This is a genomic window from Rheinheimera sp. (genome assembly GCF_030690345.1).
In the GTDB taxonomy this organism is placed as follows: domain Bacteria; phylum Pseudomonadota; class Gammaproteobacteria; order Enterobacterales; family Alteromonadaceae; genus Alishewanella.
Map to the genome: position 1 here is coordinate 546,639 of NZ_JAUYGV010000006.1, position 19,986 is coordinate 566,624.

The window sequence follows — 19,986 nt, forward strand, 5'->3', positions numbered from 1 at the left end:
AGTTTATTTTTGTCAAATGCTCTTAGCTATCAACTCGGCCTTGAGCAATCCGCCTTTGGTTAGCAGCTTAGCTGAAAAGTTGGGGCGGCGTTTGGCTTTAAACGCATGGTAAATTTGCTTTAAACCTTCCGCTGTTAACAGCGAAATATTTACTTCGGTATCCATCTCTGCTGATTCGATAAAATCTTGAGAGAAGCTTGGCGCGATGATAAGAACCTGTGCAACACGTTTTCCCTGATTTTCACAGCGGTTTACATAGGCTTTGATTTGTCTGGAAGTAGTGGAATATTTTGCGAAGTCGCCATTTTTACAGGTCTTCGCTTCACCAATGATGATGTCGTCATCGCTGATAGAAATAATAATGTCGGCTTTATCTTTCGCTGTGTTAATTGATTTTCGCAGTTCTTCATCAATGACCAAATCAAGCTGCTCCAGAATCGTTTTGGTTGCTTCTTCAAATTTCACACCAATGTCGGCTTCGTTAATTTCAATGCCAACGGCTTTAAGAGCAAGCAGGTCGCGTTTAGCCAGTGCGTCATAATTTTCGATCAGTTTATCGTTGGCGTTGGCAAAGGCCTGCAGAATGTTGGACCTGGGATTGCCTTTTTTCGGCAATTTCAGATTGTCCCGTAACTCTTTTACTTCTTCATTGTTCAGTAGGTACAACACATCGTGAGGTGTGATACTAAGAGCCCGCAGCCGCTCCACATTAATTTCTTCGTTTTCTTCCAGCTCATATTCTTGCCTGATGCGCTGAGGCAGCGTTTCAGGAGCGCCGTTAGCATCCAGCCCCTGAAAGTTTTGCACCAGTGAGTCGAACATCTCTTTATAGCCTGTTGCGCTGATAGCATCAAATTCACGGTCGGCCGCAGTATTCAGGCTCGCCAAAATCACATCGATGCGTTCATCCAGCGTGAAGCCGATTTTGTCTGCTTCAATATCCAGATCAGCAATCAGCTGCTTTAACCGCTCTTTACGTTTGTTCTGGTTATCTGTTTCGTCGTATAAATCACGCAATAACATATCCCTTACAGCTATACCACAGTGCAGAATCGTGCTGATTTTTTCGTTCCGGCTAACACCACGGATGCGCTTGCCGTAACTTTTTAAAATGTTCGATAGTTCGGCATCAGACAGTACCCGCAAGATCCGCAGCAAGTGTTTGTCAGCCAGCTCTTTGCCCTGAATTTGATTCAGTACGGCAACCACTTCATCAGGAATGAGTACCTCTGAGGTTTTGCGGTTGATGAACAAAACACCCATATCACGTAATTCCTGCAAGCAATTATCTACAGTTTGCTTGCCGGCTTTTATCGGCTCTGACAGGTGTTCAATAGCTACCAGTTCATCGTGGGAAATTTTCAGATGGTGCGCAAGCGTATTCAGAATACTGCGTTCATCATCAGTAATATTGGCCTGACGATTAATCTTCTCGTCGTTTTTATAGGCAACGTTCAGACAATCGCGGAAAATCTTTAAACGATGGGCATGGCCATAATCCTCTGCAGGATTACTTTCGATATCCAACTGAATTTGCCGGGCGAGTGTGTCTAAAGTCTCCCATTCACGGGCATAAAGTTGCTCTATCCAAGACGTTCGGGCTATGCCGTTACCGTCACGGGTAAGGATATTGACCAGCAATGCCATTGAAGCATCACACAATGCTAATTTCTCCCGAATGGAATCTTGGTATTGTGCTGCAACAGCGTTAAGTAGTTGGGTAATTTCACTGCCCGACGCATCTTTAATCTGGCGGTTTACTTTGCTCAGTGCTTTCGAAATTATTTCATCATCAGGTGCTGCAGATGAACATAGTTTATCCAGGCAAGTGATGAATTTGGATTTTTCTATTTGGTTTAGCACGGACAAAACGTGGTTCAGCTTCATAAGACTTCCTTTTCTTGTTGTTTTGCCAAATGAAGAGCTTCTTTCAAAAGTAATTGAAGTTCTTATTGTTTATTTGGATATATCGAGTACCCAATCTAGAACATAACATGCAGATGCGCAAACTTTGACTTGGCCGATGCCGACCAAGCTATTGGGTAGAGAATGATACTTTTCAGCGATACTGCGCAAACTCTTCCTGAATTTGCATAAACTCTTGCCGGGAGGTGGGTTGCAACTCGCTTAATGCTTTGGCGATATTTAAGTAATTTTGGCGCGTGGAATGGCGATTTTAATGTCTTTAATGGCAGAGGTGATTGCCGCAAAGGCAGTATTAGCTTTGCGGCTGAATTGCAGTGCTATGCGTCCTGGCTGGCCGATACCAATAAGGGCATCATCACAGCCGGCTTGCGCCAGAGCTGCTATGGAATTTTCGGCATTCTGATTAGCATCTGGCAAAGTAAACCTTAAGGTAAACTCATACAGTTTCATTGGCTCCATTCCTAAAAGTTGTTGTTTCTTGTGCTGCGCAGTGCTCTACCACTCACTTAACTTGTACGGCAAATGCAATGAAATAGTCTAAGCGCTACATAGCCGCTGCAGCTTAGACGTATCTATTTTCTGTCTGGCATGCCACAGATCATAAGCATCTTGCATGCCCATCCAAACACGCTCGGAGCTGCCGATCACCGCTGAGAGACGAATAGCCATTTCCGGGGAAATATCAGACTTACCGCTTATCAACCTTTGCACGGTAGAGGGCGCGACGTCTAATGCTAATGCCAGCTTACGGGCACTAACATCCAGCGCTTCCATGGCTTCTTTAATCAGTGCACCCGGATGGGGCGGGTTATTGATGCTGATTACCAAGCTGCTGCGTTTAAGGTTATTCATTTATCTATACAAATAAAGCCAGATTAAATGCAGCATAGCAGGGTGACGCGGATGCGCAACGTAGCAACAAAGCCAAGAATATCGCTTGGTGTAAGCGACATACTGGCAACTGCGCTCAGTTGACTAAAAACCCTGCTCAAACCTATTGCTGGTACTGATACAACCAGCCAGAATAGCGCTACTTTGCTGTTGAGGTTGCTATGGTTAATCTGGCCCTGATGGGTGCTTTTATTCCGACATTTTTATTTGTCTCGGTAACACCAGGTATGTGTATGACACTGGCGATGACCTTGGGCATGAGCCAGGGCGTGCGGCGTACTTTTTGGATGATGTGGGGCGAAATGCTGGGGGTGGCGCTGGTAGCCGTGCTGGCAGTGGGCGGCGTGGCGGCGGTAATGCTGCAGTTTCCGGCGTTGTTTCAGGGCTTTAAGATTATTGGTGCCTGTTACCTCGGCTATATAGGCCTGCAAATGTGGCGGGCCAAAGGTAAGCTGGCGCTGCCGCAGCAGGGTGAAGTGCGGCAGTTAATGGCGCGGCGCACCTTGTTTAGTCAGGGTTTTATTACGGCGGTGTCTAACCCCAAAGGCTGGGCCTTTCATATGGCGCTGCTGCCACCCTTTATCGACATCAAGTACGCTTTTTGGCCACAGCTGTTAGTGCTGGTGGCGATTATTCTGCTGCTGGAGTTTTTATCTATGCTGCTGTACGCCAGTGGTGGTAAAGCGCTGGCGCTGTTTTTCGGCAAAGCCAACCGTGTGCAGTATTTAAACCGTATCGGTGCCAGCCTGATGTTTGGTGTAGCACTGTGGATGTTGCTGGGTTAACTCAGTAAGGGTTCAGTTGGCGCCTGCGATACTGTAAGACGGTATCACAACAGGAGCCACTGATGTCTGAAGACCCGCTTAGCCACACGGATCCGTTAGCCAGCCACCATACACCGCAAAGTTTATCTGATCGTATTGCCTTTCGTTTAACCAAAATGCTGCGCTTTTGTGCCGATACCTTCTTTGCCAAACGCTATGGCCACCGTGCCGTTATTCTGGAAACCGTGGCCGGGGTGCCGGGTATGGTGGCCGGCATGCTGCGGCATATGCGCAGTTTGCGCCGGATGGAAGACGATCATGGCTGGATTAGGGTGTTGCTGGATGAAGCCGAGAACGAGCGCATGCACCTGATGACTTTTATAGAGATTGCCAAACCGAACTGGTTTGAACGCCTGCTGATCTTATTGGCGCAAGGCCTGTTTTTTACCGGCTTTTTATTACTGTATCTGCTGTCGGCAAAAACCGCGCACCGGCTGGTGGGCTACTTTGAAGAAGAGGCGGTATACAGCTACAGCTGCTATCTGGCGGAGATAGACAGCGGTGCGATAGACAATATTGCCGCGCCGCAGGTGGCGATAGATTACTGGCAGTTAGCCGGCGACGCCAGGCTGCGTGAGGTGGTGATTGCCGTACGTGCCGATGAAGCGGGGCACCGCGATGTCAACCATGATTTTGCTAATCAGCTGGCACAGTAGCAGCATGTTTTAAGGGTTGTTTTATCTGCTTTTTACGCAATAACTTGACCTGTCCGCTGATCTCATCTAGCTTAAGTAAGCGCTTACATTTCGCTTAAACATAACAATACTGTCTGTACCTCTGCTAACAAGAATGGGTAACAAGACAGAGCCGGTAAGCGCCTCAGGACAGGATAAAACATAACGTAATGCCACAGGCGGCAATGCCTGTGACAGCGATCGCCTGCACAAGATGCCGGCGCTGCGTTCAGTCTCACCCGCAAGATTGTTTTCACACTCAGCAAGCCCGGTCGGGCGCGCTACGGTATGTGGTTAATGCTACCGGCGTTGCCTGAAAGATGAATGTGCAACCTGTGGGTTATTGCAAATGAAACATACTAACAACGTTCGGGCAGGGTTAACGCCGCGCCCATGGTTTTGTGCTCTGCTTGGCTTATGTGCTTTGGCTGTGCCGCACAGCGCATTGGCAGATGTAACCAATCCGGTGATTGGTAACCTGCTGTTTGAGGACAACTTTAACAGCTTAAATAACAATACGTGGAACCAGATAGAAGGCGACGGCTGTGCTATTGGCCTGTGTGGCTGGGGCAACCAGGAACTGCAGTGGTACAGCAGCAACAACCTTAGCATTGAAGATGTACCCGGCGAGCCGGGTAATAAAGCGCTGGTATTTAAGGCCCAAAGCGACAACGTGGGCGGCCGTGCTTTTACCTCCGGAAAAATAGACAGCCAGAGTAAGCTGGCCGTGCAGTACGGCATGATTGAAGTGCGAATGCGGGTGCCGGATTTGGCCACCGGTTTATGGCCTGCCGCCTGGATGCTGGGCACCAGTACCGCCAGCTGGCCGGCCAAAGGCGAAATTGACATGATGGAAATGGGCCATCGTGCCCAGGGCAGGGCAGATGCTGGCCATCCGGGGGCCGATATCAACAGCTATGTCGGTGCTAATGCGATTTTTTATGCTGATGCGGCCTGTGTGCCGGAAAACCCAACCTGTGCCGCCATGACAGCCTGGCAAACCGACAACGCTTATGTGGCTGCCCAACCGCTGAGTAACCGCTTTGTAACCTACCGTACTTACTGGACTGACAGGCAGCTACGTTTTACCGTGGTCGACAACGGCGTTGAGTACGATATGTACGATGCGCCGATTAGCATTACCGAAGAATCCAGCGAGCTGCAACAGCCGTTCTATCTGCTGCTGAACCTGGCGGTAGGCGGTAACTTTACCGATGCCGCGACCAATGCCCAGGTTAGCGCGCCGTTACCGGCGAAAATGTATATCGATTATATCCGTGTATATCAGCTAAACGGCATGGGCCAGGTGTTTAACGGCAACGTTAAACCGCCACAAAGCGGCGACTTTGGCGTGTTTAGCGACACCACCGCAACGACAGATCAGCTGCAGGCCGGTGTCAGTTCCGATATTTACATCTGGAACCAAAATTCGGTTACTGCCGGCAGCACAGCACCACTGGAAGGCAGCAATGTTATTGCCTGGCATTATACCAGTCCGGGGCAATGGTTTGGTGGCGGTATTCAGGCGCGGCAAGTACGCGATATGAGCAACTTTGCCGATGGCACGCTGAAGTTCAGTATCAAAATTCCGGCCAATGTCAGCTTTAAAATTGGCATTGCCGATTCCTACAGCAATGAAAACTGGCTGAATTTCCCCGCCAATGAAAACCGCTATGGCTTGGTGCGTAATGGTGATTGGGCGCAAGCGAGCATTCCTATTGCCGATTTACGCGGCGAGTTAATTGCGCTGCAAGCATTAAGCGGCATGTTTTATATCGCCAGCATTGATGGCCAGTTACCCACCAACAGCTTTGAATTTGCAATTGATGATATTGTCTGGCAAGGCGGTGGTGGCGCTGTGATAGCAGACAGCGACGCTGATGGTGTGCCTGACAACCAGGATCAATGTGCCAATACCGCGCCTGGCAGTGTAGTGGATAACAACGGCTGCCCCACCGCAGCCGGCGCTTTTGGCGTAGCGCAAACCGGGGCTGACAGTGTGCGGTTTTATGTTAACAGCGGCAGTTGGGCCGATGTGCACTACCGCGTGAATAACGGCGGCCAGATTAATGTCGCCATGCAGCAGGCAAGTGGGGTAAACAGCTACCAGGTATCGGGTTTAGCATCCGGCACTGTACTGACATACTTTTTCACCTGGTGGGATACGGCAAATGGCTATGCGGTTGATACTGCGGTGCAAACTTATACCCTGGGCGCCGCAGTGGACCCGACACCCGACCCTGATCCCACGCCGGATCCGGACCCAACGCCCGACCCGGGCCAGGACAGTGATGGCGATGGGGTCAGCGATGAGCTGGATAACTGCCCGGGTACCCCGGCCGGCACCCCGGTTAATGCTAATGGTTGCCCGCTGACGTCGGTTAATGTGGTGCCGCTGTATAACAGTGCTACGCCGCTGGAGAGTGCTATTCAGTATGATCGCGGTGATGCGCTGGTGACCCGTTTCTCTGATCGGGCCCGTGACCGGCATGCCAAAGAAAACCATTTTCAGGCTTATGATCATTACCTGACGTTTTACTGGGAAGACAGAACTGCTGCGATAGAAATTGTCGACTACGTTGCCAAAGGCGGCAGCAGTATCCGCATGAATGTGGTGACGCAAAATAAACTGCATGATACGGAAGCCGAAAACCGCTGGTGGTATATCGGTATGAATACGCTGGCCGAGTTTTGCGGTAATGGTGTAATGAACATGGTAGATAACACCCATTACTGGAAAGAAGAAAGCTATAACTGCCGTGAAGGCCGGCCGATTCAGGTTGGTGATAAGCTGGAGTTTGAAGTCAGCCAGTTTCTTGATGGATCAACCCTGCCACGTGGCCGCGCTAACTATTACGGCACCACCTTTTTGTATATTGTTGGCCAGGGCATAGTGCCGTGGGATGTTACCGACAAAGAAGTATTTCAGCCCGGGCGCTATTTGCAGCGCGATTCAGTGCCGCTGCCTGCCAGCGCGCGTTTAGGCGGTGATACTACCTTGCATGTGCAAATGACCGCCGAGCCGGACGGCCATTTTCAACAAATGGCGACTAACCTGGGTTACGACAATGGCCAGCCCTTTGTGCTGGGGCGGCGGGTACACCATAGCTCAGTGCTGGATGGTAGCCATGACGAAAACGCTGAGAACGGTAGTTTTGCCGCTATGGCAGGTCTTGCCGGCTCGCACTATATTAATGACCGCTGCTCCGGCTGCCATGTGCGCAATGGCCGTGCGCCGGTAGCGGGTATTGGCGAGCCACTGGACAAATGGGTATTTAAAGTAGGCAATGCCGAAGGTTTATCGCACGCAGAGCTGGGCCGGGTATTGCAGCCGCGTGCCAGCGGCGGCGCCGGCGGAGAGGGCATGCCCTCTATCGCCTCTTTTACTGAAGTGAATGGCCTGCGTACGCCGAACTATCAATTCAGCGGCACTGTGCCTGATACGTTCTCGGCCCGTATTGCGCCGCAGTTAAACGGTATTGGTTTGCTGGAGGCGATACCTGAAGCAGCGATACTGGCGCTGGAAGATCCGGACGATGCCAACGGCGACGGCATTTCCGGCCGTGCCCATCGGGTGATTGACCCGGTGAGCGGTGAAACCCGCTTAGGCCGTTTTGGTTATAAAGCCGCTACCGGCAGTGTAAAGCATCAGCTGGCCGCCGCCTTTAACAGCGATATGGGCGTGATGACAGCAATGCTGCCGACACCGGACTGCGGTGCTAATCAAAGCGATTGCAGTGCCGGCCCGCAGTTGCCGGAGCAGCAACTGGCCGATTTGGTGAAGTACATTTCGTTGCTGGGCGTGCGGCCACAGCGTGATTACAACCAGCCGCAGGTGCTGCAGGGGAAAGCCGTTTTTAATGCTACCGGCTGTAACGGTTGCCATATTGAGAGCTTTCAAACCAGCGAATATCACCCGCTGGCAGAGCTGCGTAATCAGACGATACGACCCTACACCGATTTACTGCTGCATGATATGGGGCCGGGGCTGGCGGATAACTTAGCCGAAGGTGAGGCTGGCGGTAGCGAATGGCGTACCGCGCCGCTATGGGGCTTAGGGCTATCTGCCTGTGTTACCGGCGGTGTAGCAGGCAACACCGGTTGGGATGCGTTTGGCCTGGATGGCCATCAATACTGCACACCGGATGCAAACTATCTGCATGACGGCCGCGCCCGCACTATTGATGAAGCGATCCGCTGGCACGGCGGTGAGGCAGAAATAAGCCGGGTGAACTACCAGAACCTGTCGGCTACAGACAAAGATGCCTTGCTGGCGTTTTTAAACAGCTTATAGCCGTAACAACCCACTTAGCTGAACGGCACTTAATAACAGTGCCGTTTTTCTTACTTTATCTAAATGATAATTGTTATTGTTTGCGCTTTATGCTAATAATGCCGGCCTTGTTTATGGGGACGAAAACGCACAGTCGTTACCTCAGTGGTGACCTGATATGGCCGTGCATTAAAGGTAAGCCGAATGAAAGCAAGATTCCGCGACAGCATGACCTGGTTACACACCTGGTCCGGGCTGGTCGTTGGCTGGGTGTTATTTGCGGTGTTTTTCACCGGCACTCTGGCATTTTTCCAGCATGAAATTAGCGCCTGGATGCAGCCTGAACTGCAGCATAAAGCCCGGTCGGAACACAGCCTGACACAGGCGCAGGCGTTTTTGCAGCAAAAAGCGCCGGACTCTGCGCGTTGGTCTGTGTCCTTACCCGATCAGCGTTCTGCGACCACCAGCATATTCTGGCGTGATGCCGCCGCCGGCGGCCGTGGTTTCCGGCGCGCTACGCTGGATGGCAACGGTGAGGAAGTGGCGCTAAGAGACAGCCGCGGTGGCAGCTTCCTGTACCGTTTTCACTTTGATTTACACTATATGCCGGTGCTCTGGGCCCGCTGGCTGGTAGGCATTTGCAGCATGTTTATGCTGGTAGCCATTATCAGCGGCGTAATTATTCATAAAAAGATTTTTAAAGACTTCTTCAGCTTTCAGCCGCGTAAAGGCGCGCGCAGCTGGCTGGATGCGCATACCATTACGGCGGTATTGGCATTGCCGTTTCATTTAATGATCACCTACACCGGCCTGGTGACGCTGATGTTTATGTATTTGTCCTGGGCCATTTCGCTTGGCTTTGGTGAGCGCAATACCCTGTTTGAAAGCTTAACCCGGCAACCGCCGGTGCAGGTTGCCAGCGGAGAACGTGCTGCTATGCTGCCGCTGCAGCAGCTGTATCAGCAGGCAAAGTCTGAGCTAGACGGTGCGCCTGTTGCTTTTGTGGCCGTGAATAACCCGGGCGATGCTGCCGCCACGGTGCAGTTTACTGAAGGCAGTACGCAGTCGCTTATTGTGCCCGGTCGCACTGTAATTTACTCCGCAGTAACCGGCGAATTGTTGCACCAGCTGCAACCGCAGTTGGCCGCCGAGCATACCAGGCGCACTATGGTGAATTTACACGCCGGCCGCTTTGCCGGGCTGCAACTGCGCTGGTTGTATTTTATCAGTGGCGTAATGGGCACGCTGATGATTGCCACCGGCTTGGTGCTATGGTCAGAAAAGCGGCTGCAAAAGCCCGGCGCTAACCACAGCATAGCGCCGGGGCAGCAATTGGTACGCTGGTTAAATGTTGGTGTTATTCTGGGCTTGCCATTGGCCGTGGCAGCCTATTTTTACGCCAACCGCTTATTACCACTGGCGCTGGAAAACCGTGCTGAGATGGAAATTCACTGCTTTTTTGCCGGCTGGGCGCTAATGCTGTTGTATCCGTTGCTACGCGGCATCAGCAACAGCTGGCGCGAGGGCGCCTTGCTGCTTGCGCTGGCGTATTTAGTGTTACCGCTGCTGAGTATACTCACGGTGCAGCGCAATATGCTCAGTTACCGCTTTCCTGCCGATACCACCTTGCTGGCGGTTGATGTGATGCTGTTATTAAGCGCCGGCGGCTTTTTTCTGCTCAGGCGTTTTACCTTGCGCCGTGCGGCGCAGGCTAAGCACGAAGGCGATACCGCAAAGGAGCTGGCATGTCGTTAATATCACACCCCAAAGTGCAATTAAGCTACCGTTTGCTGCTGGCTATTGGTGGCGGCTTTTGTCTGAGTATTCTGGCCACGGCCGCTTTGCCGGCTGCGTTAACGCTGTTGGGGGCAGATAAAGCCGGCGCTTTTGTCTGGTTTATGCTGCTGAGCTTTGTCTGGTACAGCCTGATTATTCTGTGGGTAATCAGCACCAGGCGCTTAGCCAGAACCAGCCTGATATTGCTGCTGGTAGCGGCCGGCTTATATTTAAGCCTGGTTTACACCGCGCCGCCAGCAGATGTCAGCACCAAAGCGGAGCAGAGAAGATGATGTTGCTGTGGTTATTATGTTTGGCCGGTTTTAGCCTGCTGAGCCTGGCCATGCCACGCTATCGCCGGTTGTTTGGGCTGCGTCATTTAAGCGCCCGGACAGAGCGTATCTGGCGACTAAGCGGTTTTGCCTTGTTACTGCTGTCTTTACTGCTGGTGCTGCAGCGACAGCAATTGGCTGAAGACTTAGTAACCTGGTTTGGCATTTTGACCATGGCTGCACTGTTGGTTGCAGCGGTACTGGCATACCGGCAGCGCAGTAACTGAATATGGTTAGCGCTTATCGTGCCCGCTGATATCCAACCCGGCATTGCGGCATACCCGTTGCAGTAGACTGTAGGCTTCAGTGATGGCTTGTTCGCTGGCTTTACGCTCGCTGATATCCTGGTGGGTACCGGCCATCAGCCTGGGCTGCCCTTGTTCGGTGCGGCTGATCACTTTGCCCTGGGTTAGGATCCACACCCAATGGCCGTCTTTATGCTGCATGCGGCATTCCAGCTCATAAAAGGGTATTTCGCCGTCGAAATGGCGTTGCAATAAGCGTTCAGACTGTGCTTTATCTGTCGGGTGTACCAGTTTCAGCCAGGTGTCGACACTTAACGGCAGTAAGTCATATAAATCGTAGCCCAGCATTTGGGCCCAGCGTTCATTAAAAATGGCATCGCCGGTTTGCACATTCCATTCCCAGGTTGCCAGGCGTGAGCTTTCGATAAAGCCCGTCAGGCGTTGCCGGTGCTGCTCTACCAGTTTTTTGTCACGCTGTAATTGTGCCGCTTGCCTGGCTAAGGTGCTGCGGGCAATTTCTGTTTCCGCCAACGCTGCTAAATCCTGCAACAGTGTAAGCTGCAGCGCATTTAATTCGCGGGGGATGTCATCAATAATGCACAAGGTACCCAGCGGCAAACCATCGACAGAGTGCAGCGGTACTCCGGCATACAAGCGGATAGCAGGGGCACCGGTAACTAACGGATTATCGGCAAAGCGTTGGTCGGCGCTGGCGTCCGGTATATACAGCAACTGATCATTAAATACCGCATGCGCACAAAACGACACATCGCGCGGCGTTTCTGTTGCGGTAATACCGAGGCGTGATTTAAACCATTGCCGCTTCTCATCGACCAGTGACAACAGCGAGATTTTGCAGCCAAATAACGCCTGCGCCAGCCGGGTGAAGCGGTCGAAATCTGTATCAATATCGTTGTCCAACAAACCGGAATCGATAAGTGATTGTAATCGTTCTATTTCGTTATCAGGAATAGCAGGGGTTTGCATAGAAAGTGCTCATCAAAACAGTAACGACAAGGCTTAAAGTGTAAGCCAAAGCGTTACTCACCGCTAACGCTGTTTTGCCAAATTTGGCTGCCGGTCACCTTGTACCGTGTTAGCGGCACAAGGTGATTAACGGTTGCCGGTTTAATCTTTCGGCTGTTCCGGCGGTAGGCTGGTGCTGGCTTCAGCGTCTTGCTGAGGGCTGGCGAGAGTGGCCTGATCATTGTTGACCGGCATGGCGCGCGACTGCTGGTTAATCTGGTAAATTTGCTCGGTGTTGGATAAATCCTGCTGGTTTTTAATATTGGCAATGGTTTCACGCTGAGATAAAAAGCTTTGAATATCGTCCAATATTGCCTGCATTTCTTGTGGGTTATCCTGCATTTCCAGAATATGCCGCGGGTGCTCAACGTTTTTCGCGCCGCTGTCGGCAAAGGTGCTGCTCATAATGCGCGAGCTGATGATCCACGGCGTAAGTGAGGAGCGCATCACATAGTTCTCTGACGAGGTGGAATCGTAAATACCTTTACCGGTAGTCAGTTTACTTTGGGTGTAAGTGCCTTCGCATTTTAAGTACACCAGTAACGAATCAAAATTCAGCTCGGCCCAGAAGGTGTGGCTGTAGTTTTCCAGCAGGCGGCCAAAGCTGTGGCAAATTAACCAGCTGAAAATCAGGCTTAACATAAACTGGCTTTCATTAAACAGGTTAACCACAAAGCTTTGGGTTAGCGCGTCAGTGGGCCGCGCCAGTGCAGTGTATTCACGCACCAACGCCAGTACTGTTTGGGCTTCGAACAGTAAATAAAACAGAATAAAGGGACCGATTAACAGCAGGATCTGGCCGGCAACGGTGGCCCACAAGCGCAGCTGTTTAAACAGCGCTGTGTGTTCCAGCGGCGCATAGGCCGGCTGGGTTTCAATCATCACTTCACCGCTGAAATCGCCTTTGCTTTCCGATTGCTCGTTCAGGTTAGGCGTTAATTCGCGGTATACCCGGTTGGGGATTTCCTTGTAACGGCGGTTGGCCATTACAATATTGTCGATATTAACAAACAGCTCGCGCGGGTGAATATTTTCCTGCCAGTTGGCGCGGTACTCCGATACTTTGGTTTGTGCCTGTACCTTAGCGGTGCGCTGCTTTAACAACAAAAAGATAAAGCTGCCGCTGACCGCCGCAAACAGCAGCACCAGCAGTAATTGCGGCACCACGGCAAAGCTGTGTAACTCTGAGTTTTGCAGTTCGCTGACAAAATTTTGTATATCGCGCTGTTGCAGTAAGTAATTAATGGCTAACCCCAGCAGCACCGGCGCCAGAATGGCAAAGGCCATAATTTTTGCCAGTTTCAGGTTGCCCTGGGTTTCAATGCTTTTTTCTGCCTGACGAAACACCGTACTGGCGCCGCGCCAGCTTAGTATTAAATACACCACCAGCACAAAAGAGAAAAACGGCAGCAGAATATCACCGGTGTCACCGGCCAGCCCGGTTAAACAAACAAAAGCGGTTAGCGCATAAGCTACCAGCGCAACCACCGTGGCAATTAAGGCGCCGGCAAAACGTTGCGCCAGGTTGCGCAGCGGGTACGGCAGGAAGATCAGCTTGGGTACTAAGGTATGCACTAAGCGGGAAATAAAACCGTCCGGTTCAACAAAGGTTTTATTTTTGCGGCCCATCAGCATTTCTTCCAGATCAATGCTTTTATAGTGCGGCTGTTCCAGTTTGGCGGTTTCGCGCTCAGACTTGCTATAATTCGGCGCCAGTGAGGTAGGCACACTGCGGCCGACAAAGAAGCGCAGCATTTGAAAAATACCGCTGCCCAGCGCCCGTAAACCACCGGCCAGCAACACAAAACCCACCGCGGCGTAAATCCAGGCCAGGGGTTTATCCTGCTGTACCAGGCTAACCACCTGTAGCAGCGGGTAAATACCCAGCAAGCTTACAATTAAGCCACGTATAGCCCGCAGCAAGCCTTCGGCTTTAAACGGGTTACGGATCCCTAACGACTCACTACCATAATCATACGCCATGGTGACTTCCTTTTATAAATCAGATTATTAAAAACGCAGCTATCTTGCCTGACTATAGCCGTTTTGCAATGCTCAGCCGGATAGTTTTAGCGGAAAATATGGCGGTTGGCGAATAAATTATCCGGCGGGGAAAAAGGGCGCCCAATAGCTGCAGCGCCCACCAGGAAAATGCCGGCGTAAGCTAGTTAAGAAAGGCTTCGATTTGTTGCGCAACAGCGCTTATGCCTACCACGCCGTCGAGGTGGCCCCAACTGCCCGGAATTTCGGCATACTGCGGCGCATTGCCGGCGGCTGTCATCACGGTTGCGCTGTGTTGGCTTAAGGCCGGTGGCAGCAGTAAATCGCCGCTGGCCGGTAAAAACAGTGTTTTGGCCTTTACCCGGCTAAGGGCTTGTTGCCAGTTGTCGCCCATGCCGGCGCGCCACAACTGTGAGGCCCGCACCAGATACAAAATATGGTTGGCATCCTGGTAGGTGGCGCGCGTTTGGGCATGTTGCAGCAGTTGCTGCCACGCCTGTGGCAGCGCGGTTATGCTGTGATGCAAGCTGTTATCTGTGCTCATGGCGCTGTAACGCGGATTAAAACCATCCGGATGCAACGCATCCTGGGTAATATAGGCCAGCGCTGTGCTTAATCCCTGCAGCGGTTGGCCTTTGTTGTAGTAGTTGCCGTTATGCCAGGCGGGGTCTTGCAAAATAGGGTAGGCCCAACGCTGCAGTTTCACTGCGCTGTAAGTGTCGATATAAGCACTGCCGATCACCGGGATTAAGCGCTGTACGGCATCGGGATAGCGCACCGCCCACTCAATGGCCTGAAACGAGCCCATTGACGGACCAATTACCGCATACAGTTTGCTGATGCCGAGGCTGTCGAGCAGGGCTTTTTGCAGTTCAACAAAGTCGCCGATAGTCACCACCGGAAAGCTTAAACCGTAGGGTTTGCCGGTAGCCGGGTTAACGGTAGCCGGGCCGGTGGTGATAACATTTTTATCAAACGCATTGGCATTAACCAGGGTGTCGCTGCTGAGCACATAAAACTTGTTGGTGTCGATGGCTTTGCCCGGGCCAATAATGGCATCCCAATAGCCGGGCGCAGTGTCATCTGTATGGTATTTGCCGGCAGCGTGGCTGGAGCCGGAAAAATAATGTGTGATTAAAATGACATTGGATTTATCGGCGTTAAGGGTGCCGTAGGCTTCCCAGCCAACCGCTACCTGAGCAATAGTTTGGCCGTTCTCAGTACTGAAATTATCCAGCGTAAAGCGTTGTTTTTGCACTAACATCGCCTGGGCGGCGCCGGATACGATAACGCAGCAAAGCAGGATCAGCTTGATAAACATGGTGTTACCTCCGGTTAAAACCACTGGAACAGCGCTATCGCCAATATAGTGCCGAGCACCGGCATTAACACGCTAACCACCGCTACCGGCCAATAGGCGTTCTGGTGCGTTTCACCACAAATAGCACGAATGGTGGTAACCACATAGCCATTATGCGGCAGAGAATCCAGTGCGCCGGAGGAAATGGCTACCACGCGGTGCAGCTGCTCCGGGTCGACGCCGCGGTCCAGATAATGCGGCGCAATTTCCGGTAAGGCAATAACCTGGCCGCCTGAAGCCGAGCCGGTTAAACCGGCAATGGCGCTTACTGCCACTGCGGCGCCCACCAGCTCCGGCCCGGGCAGATGGGTCATATAGTCGACCACGCTGGCAAAAGCGGGGGTCAGCTTGGCTACCGCACCAAAGCCGACCACAGCGGCAGTATTACCAATGGCTAACAGCGCGCCCAGCACGCCTTCATTGGTGGCCGCTGCAGGGTTATGCAAGAAACGGAAGTTGAGTAAATACAAGCTGATAACACCACCGGACAGTGCAATAATCAGTGCTGCCTGCTGCAGGCTGTCATGCAGTAAGAACGAGGTAACCAATACCACTAACAACGGCAGCAGGCCGGTAAGCCAGTGCGGCAAGGGTTTGTCGGTTAACACCGGATCGCTGCTGCGGGCAGCAAACTGCTCACCTTTTTTAGTGGCTGATTTAATCATCCACATCAGGGCAAAATAGCCGCCCACGGCCATAAACAGCGCCACTATGATACTAACCTGCCAACCGGCGTAAGGCGTAGTGCCTAAATACGGAATAGGGATCCAGTTTTGTATTTCCGGTGAGCCTGCTGAGGTCATGGTAAAGGTCACTGAGCCCAGCGCCAGCGTAGCCGGAATAAAGCGCCGAGGCAGGTTGGCGCCTTTAAATAAGCTGACGGCCATTGGATAAGCCGAAAACGCCACCACGAATAAACTAACGCCGCCATAGGTAAGAACAGCACAGGCCAGCACGATAGCCAGCACGGCGCGGGTATGGCCTAAGCGTTTTACAATGGCCAATGCCACTGCATCGGCGGCACCGGTATGTTCCATCAGTTTGCCGAAGATAGAGCCGAGCAAAAACATTAGAAACCAGGCGGCGACAAAGCCGGCAAAACCAGACATATAGCCATGCACAAAATCAGCTTTATCGGCCAGTTGCCAAAACGGAATGCCGTTAGTTACTGCCACCAGCAGCGCACACAGCGGTGCTGTGATAAACAGATTAAAACCGCGCATGGTCAGTACGATTAACAGACCCAGCCCAAGCAGCAACCCGAGAAGACTCAACATCTTGTTATCCTTATTCTCATTTTCGTTTAGTCTGATACAGGACAGCGGGCATCACCATAGTACTAAGGTACAGGTTAAAAATTCTGCGTTTGCGCCTACAGTAAAGCCATACCAATAAAGACAAGATGATGTGACATCAAACAGCAGGAGAGCCAAGATGGCCCATAACTATAATAGTGATACACAGCACAAGTTTAGCCGTAGCCTACTTAAACCCAGCCTTATCGCATTGGCCATCAGCAGCTGTTTTGCCGGTTCTGCGCTGGCGCAGGAACAAGCCAAAGACGCCGAAGCCGACGTAAAACTGGAACGGATTGAAGTAACCGCCCGCCGTACCATTGAAAACCTGCAGGAAGTACCGGTAGCCGTAACCTCAATTGGTGCTGCCGATCTTGCCGAGCGTGGTATTTCAACCGTAGTGGAAATTCAGCAGTTTTCGCCCAATACCACCTTGCAGCAAAGCCGTGGCACTAACTCAACGCTGACCGCCTTTATCCGTGGTGTGGGTCAGGAAGATCCGTTATGGGGTTATGAGCCGGGTGTGGGTATTTATATTGATGATGTATATGTAGCGCGGCCACAAGGCGCAGTACTGGACATCCTGAATGTCGAGCGGATAGAAGTACTGCGTGGTCCGCAAGGCACGCTGTATGGTAAAAATACTATAGGTGGCGCGGTTAAATACGTTACCAAAGAAATGAGCGGTGACACTGAGTTTGCGGTAAACCTGACAGCGGGCTCCTATAAACAGGGGGATATTAAAGCCACCGGTCAGATCCCGTTGATCGATAACCAGCTGTATCTGGGGTTTGGTTATGCCAACCTGCAACGCGATGGCTACGGTAAATTTCTGACATCAGCCCTGAGCGGTCAGGATGGTGAAAACTACAACAAAGATATGCAGGCTTTTCGTCTGACGTTGGAATACCGCCCCTCCGACGATTTATTTTTCCGGCTGAACTACGATAAAACAGATGATAAATCTAACGCCAAAGGCGGCTATCGTTTATTACCCAGCTTATTAACTGATGCGCCGGTGCCGGACAGTGTGTTTGATTCCTACACCAGTTTACCGACGTGGAATAAAGTAGAAACCGAAGGTTTAAGCCTGACGGCTAACTGGGACATTAACGATAACTGGACGTTTAAATCTATTACCTCTCAGCGCGAAAGTTACTCGCCAACCAATATCGATTTTGATAATACTTCGTTGCAAATCTTTGATGTACCGGCTATTTACGATGACGAGCAGTTTACCCAGGAATTCCAGCTAAATTACCAAACCGACGGCTTTAAAATGGTATCGGGCGCCTACTACTACACAGCAGATTCGTGCGGTGTGTTTGATGCCATATTGGGTGTACTGGGTCAGTCACTTGGCGCTCCGGGTTTAACCCGTGAAGTTGGCGGCTGCAGTAACGGCGACAGTACGGCGCTGTATGCCCAGGGTAGCTACGATATTGACGACAAATGGTCAGTTACTGCAGGTTTACGTTACACCAAAGATGAAAAAGATGCGGTGGTGCGCAACGGCTTAATTTTTGACATTGTGTATCCGGAGTCCGGCTGGGTGCCGGGCTATGTGCGGCCGGATGGCTTAACCACACCGGTGGTGCTGGATGACAGCGAAAGTTGGTCTAAAGTGACGCCAAAGCTTGGTGTTGAATATCAGCACTCAAGTGATTTAATGGTATTTGCCAGCTATAGCCAGGGCTTTAAGTCCGGTACTTTTAACCCACGTGCGACAACTCCTGAAGAGGCTGCAGATCCGGAGAATGTTGATTCATTTGAAGTGGGTATCAAGAGCGATTGGAACGACCGTTTACGTGTTAATGCCACCTTGTTTATGTTGGATCATAAAGACAGGCAGTATATTTCGATTATTCCGGATGAAAACGATGCCACTGCGTTAAACCAACGACTGGGCAACGTTGGCCGCTCGGACGCTACCGGCCTTGAACTCGAGGTAACCTGGAAAGCCAGCCGCGAACTGGAGATTTACGGTAACTTAGGTCTGATTGACGCTTCCTTTAAAGAGGTTGAAAGTCGTGATGCTGTAGGCAATGTTATTGATATTTCAGATGGTTTTACAATCACGAACACACCAGAAACCACTGCCAATATTGGCTTTAGCTACAATATGGTTTTTGACAGCGGCGATGTGATATTAAATGGTAACTACAATTATCGCAGTAGTTACGATTTGACAGAGCAAAGCAATCTGTTGACGCAGGACGGCTATGGTCTGCTGAACCTCGGTGTAACTTGGCTAAGTAATGACGGCCATTGGAGTATCGCGTTGCACGGTAAAAACCTGACCGATGAAGAGTACCTGGTGGGTAACTATGCCTTTATCGCGCCGGACCCGGCTAACCCCGGTCAGTTTATTCCGGGCCTGGGCGGCGACAATACTCTGATAGGCTATTATGGTGCGCCACGTACCGTAAGCCTGAGTGTTGGTTACCGTTTCTGATTAATAAAACACTTGCCGGGGCGCAAGCCCCGGTACATTATGGGCCAAAAGGCTCAGAACCGGATTTATGATTGCTTTAATTGCTGACGACCACCCGCTGTTTCGCGTAGCATTGTCTCAGGCCTGTGCCAATATTCTTGGCAGTGATGCCTTATTGCTGCAAGCGCAGAGTATGCAACAATTGTGGCCTTTGCTGCGCCAACACCCTGATACCAACTTTATTTTCCTCGATTTACGCATGCCCGGCAGTGATGGCTTTACCGGCCTCAGTGCCCTGCGCACCGAGTATCCCGACGTGCCGGTAATTATGGTGTCGGCTGAAGAAGACCCGGTCATTATCAAACAAGCGCTGACATTGGGCGCGGCGGCTTATATACCGAAATCGGCCCCGTTGGAGCTGTTATCGGAGGCGATCGCGGCGGTATTAAACGGTGACAGCTGGTTACCGCCGGCGCTGGAAGCTGATGTGCGTAACGCTAAGGCGTTGATTGACGACGATTTTGCCGGCCGGTTGGAGCAACTGACACCGCAGCAGTTTCGCGTATTAAAAATGATTGCCGATGGCCTGTTAAATAAGCAAATTGCTTACGAGATGAAAGTGCAGGAAACCACCATCAAGCAGCATGTGTCGGCGATCTTGCGCAAACTCAATGTGAATAACCGTACCTTAGCCGGTATTTTGTTTGAAAAACTCCGGCTGCCACAGTAGCGTTGTTGCCTGATGACGCAGGGTATGCAGCCTTAAACGTCAGGCCATTTTACATTCATCTCCCGCTTTGCCTGGTTTTTCTAATTTAACTTCAATTAAAACAGCATGTTCTAATGTTGGCTTGTACTATGCACTGCGCATGGTTGTTATATTCCCTGCATATTTAGGTGTGATGTGGGTTTCTGCTTGATAGCAAAGG

Annotated in this window: 15 protein-coding genes; 8 read left to right on the forward strand and 7 right to left on the reverse strand. The window is 51.3% G+C overall.

What is annotated here, in order from left to right:
- Window positions 1-12: 12 nt before the first annotated feature.
- The 3 genes from Q8O77_RS07135 to Q8O77_RS07145 all read right to left on the reverse strand — a co-directional run bounded on the left by Q8O77_RS07135 (window position 13) and on the right by Q8O77_RS07145 (window position 2,778).
- Window positions 13-1,887 (reverse strand): hypothetical protein, encoded by a 1,875-nt coding sequence (locus Q8O77_RS07135; RefSeq protein ID WP_305552162.1) that lies wholly within the window; start codon window positions 1,885-1,887, stop codon window positions 13-15.
- Between the two features lie 258 nt (window positions 1,888-2,145).
- A complete protein-coding gene (locus Q8O77_RS07140) occupies window positions 2,146-2,376 on the reverse strand; it encodes a hypothetical protein (RefSeq protein WP_305552163.1) in 231 nt (76 codons plus the stop codon).
- 87 nt (window positions 2,377-2,463) lie between these two features.
- Complete coding sequence (locus tag Q8O77_RS07145) at window positions 2,464-2,778, reverse strand: HigA family addiction module antitoxin (protein ID WP_305552164.1); 315 nt, start codon at window positions 2,776-2,778, stop codon at window positions 2,464-2,466.
- Between the two features lie 200 nt (window positions 2,779-2,978).
- Between Q8O77_RS07145 and Q8O77_RS07150 the strand changes: the two genes are divergently transcribed.
- The 6 genes from Q8O77_RS07150 (at window position 2,979) to Q8O77_RS07175 (ending at window position 10,923) form a co-directional block, all read left to right on the forward strand.
- Window positions 2,979-3,602, forward strand: coding sequence for a LysE family translocator (locus Q8O77_RS07150; protein ID WP_305552165.1), 624 nt, complete (start codon window positions 2,979-2,981; stop codon window positions 3,600-3,602).
- Window positions 3,603-3,664: 62 nt separating this feature from the next.
- Window positions 3,665-4,297 carry an alternative oxidase gene (locus tag Q8O77_RS07155; RefSeq protein ID WP_305552166.1) on the forward strand — a complete coding sequence of 211 codons (633 nt, stop codon included), beginning with the start codon at window positions 3,665-3,667 and terminating at the stop codon, window positions 4,295-4,297.
- Window positions 4,298-4,664: 367 nt separating this feature from the next.
- Window positions 4,665-8,609 carry a di-heme oxidoredictase family protein gene (locus tag Q8O77_RS07160; protein ID WP_305552167.1) on the forward strand — a complete coding sequence of 1,315 codons (3,945 nt, stop codon included), beginning with the start codon at window positions 4,665-4,667 and terminating at the stop codon, window positions 8,607-8,609.
- 183 nt (window positions 8,610-8,792) lie between these two features.
- The gene (locus tag Q8O77_RS07165; RefSeq protein WP_305552168.1) at window positions 8,793-10,343 is read left to right on the forward strand and encodes a PepSY domain-containing protein; all 1,551 of its coding nucleotides are present in this window, start codon (window positions 8,793-8,795) and stop codon (window positions 10,341-10,343) included.
- On the forward strand, window positions 10,334-10,657 hold the full coding sequence (locus Q8O77_RS07170; protein ID WP_305552169.1) for a hypothetical protein: 324 nt from the start codon (window positions 10,334-10,336) through the stop codon (window positions 10,655-10,657). The genes Q8O77_RS07165 and Q8O77_RS07170 overlap by 10 nt, the downstream gene beginning before the upstream one ends.
- On the forward strand, window positions 10,654-10,923 hold the full coding sequence (locus tag Q8O77_RS07175) for a DUF3325 family protein (protein ID WP_305552170.1): 270 nt from the start codon (window positions 10,654-10,656) through the stop codon (window positions 10,921-10,923). Before Q8O77_RS07170 ends, Q8O77_RS07175 begins: the two co-directional genes overlap by 4 nt.
- A 6-nt stretch (window positions 10,924-10,929) precedes the next feature.
- Here Q8O77_RS07175 and Q8O77_RS07180 read toward each other — a convergent pair whose 3' ends face one another.
- The 4 genes from Q8O77_RS07180 to Q8O77_RS07195 form a co-directional block, all read right to left on the reverse strand.
- Window positions 10,930-11,928 (reverse strand): PAS domain-containing protein, encoded by a 999-nt coding sequence (locus Q8O77_RS07180; protein WP_305552171.1) that lies wholly within the window; start codon window positions 11,926-11,928, stop codon window positions 10,930-10,932.
- 141 nt (window positions 11,929-12,069) lie between these two features.
- Window positions 12,070-13,950 carry a hypothetical protein gene (locus Q8O77_RS07185; protein ID WP_305552172.1) on the reverse strand — a complete coding sequence of 627 codons (1,881 nt, stop codon included), beginning with the start codon at window positions 13,948-13,950 and terminating at the stop codon, window positions 12,070-12,072.
- 181 nt (window positions 13,951-14,131) lie between these two features.
- Complete coding sequence (locus Q8O77_RS07190) at window positions 14,132-15,289, reverse strand: homoserine O-acetyltransferase (RefSeq protein ID WP_305552173.1); 1,158 nt, start codon at window positions 15,287-15,289, stop codon at window positions 14,132-14,134.
- A 14-nt stretch (window positions 15,290-15,303) separates the two neighbouring features.
- Window positions 15,304-16,605, reverse strand: a complete 1,302-nt coding sequence (locus Q8O77_RS07195; protein WP_305552174.1) for a GntP family permease — start codon at window positions 16,603-16,605, stop codon at window positions 15,304-15,306.
- Window positions 16,606-16,762: 157 nt separating this feature from the next.
- Between Q8O77_RS07195 and Q8O77_RS07200 the strand changes: the two genes are divergently transcribed.
- Together Q8O77_RS07200 and Q8O77_RS07205 are read left to right on the forward strand one after the other, a co-directional pair.
- The gene (locus tag Q8O77_RS07200; RefSeq protein ID WP_305552175.1) at window positions 16,763-19,078 is read left to right on the forward strand and encodes a TonB-dependent receptor; all 2,316 of its coding nucleotides are present in this window, start codon (window positions 16,763-16,765) and stop codon (window positions 19,076-19,078) included.
- 67 nt (window positions 19,079-19,145) lie between these two features.
- Window positions 19,146-19,787, forward strand: coding sequence for a response regulator transcription factor (locus Q8O77_RS07205; RefSeq protein ID WP_305552176.1), 642 nt, complete (start codon window positions 19,146-19,148; stop codon window positions 19,785-19,787).
- Window positions 19,788-19,986: the final 199 nt, after the last annotated feature.

Bases quoted from the DNA above. Each gene is read 5' to 3' on its own strand.
- Q8O77_RS07175 (WP_305552170.1), top strand. From the start codon at position 10,654: ATGATGTTGCTGTGGTTATTATGTTTGGCCGGTTTTAGCCTGCTGAGC.
- Q8O77_RS07170 (WP_305552169.1), top strand. From the start codon at position 10,334: ATGTCGTTAATATCACACCCCAAAGTGCAATTAAGCTACCGTTTGCTG.
- Q8O77_RS07150 (WP_305552165.1), top strand. From the start codon at position 2,979: ATGGTTAATCTGGCCCTGATGGGTGCTTTTATTCCGACATTTTTATTT.
- Q8O77_RS07160 (WP_305552167.1), top strand. From the start codon at position 4,665: ATGAAACATACTAACAACGTTCGGGCAGGGTTAACGCCGCGCCCATGG.
- Q8O77_RS07195 (WP_305552174.1), bottom strand. From the start codon at position 16,605: ATGTTGAGTCTTCTCGGGTTGCTGCTTGGGCTGGGTCTGTTAATCGTA.
- Q8O77_RS07200 (WP_305552175.1), top strand. From the start codon at position 16,763: ATGGCCCATAACTATAATAGTGATACACAGCACAAGTTTAGCCGTAGC.
- Q8O77_RS07140 (WP_305552163.1), bottom strand. From the start codon at position 2,376: ATGAAACTGTATGAGTTTACCTTAAGGTTTACTTTGCCAGATGCTAAT.
- Q8O77_RS07135 (WP_305552162.1), bottom strand. From the start codon at position 1,887: ATGAAGCTGAACCACGTTTTGTCCGTGCTAAACCAAATAGAAAAATCC.
- Q8O77_RS07205 (WP_305552176.1), top strand. From the start codon at position 19,146: ATGATTGCTTTAATTGCTGACGACCACCCGCTGTTTCGCGTAGCATTG.
- Q8O77_RS07180 (WP_305552171.1), bottom strand. From the start codon at position 11,928: ATGCAAACCCCTGCTATTCCTGATAACGAAATAGAACGATTACAATCA.
- Q8O77_RS07155 (WP_305552166.1), top strand. From the start codon at position 3,665: ATGTCTGAAGACCCGCTTAGCCACACGGATCCGTTAGCCAGCCACCAT.
- Q8O77_RS07145 (WP_305552164.1), bottom strand. From the start codon at position 2,778: ATGAATAACCTTAAACGCAGCAGCTTGGTAATCAGCATCAATAACCCG.
- Q8O77_RS07165 (WP_305552168.1), top strand. From the start codon at position 8,793: ATGAAAGCAAGATTCCGCGACAGCATGACCTGGTTACACACCTGGTCC.
- Q8O77_RS07185 (WP_305552172.1), bottom strand. From the start codon at position 13,950: ATGGCGTATGATTATGGTAGTGAGTCGTTAGGGATCCGTAACCCGTTT.
- Q8O77_RS07190 (WP_305552173.1), bottom strand. From the start codon at position 15,289: ATGTTTATCAAGCTGATCCTGCTTTGCTGCGTTATCGTATCCGGCGCC.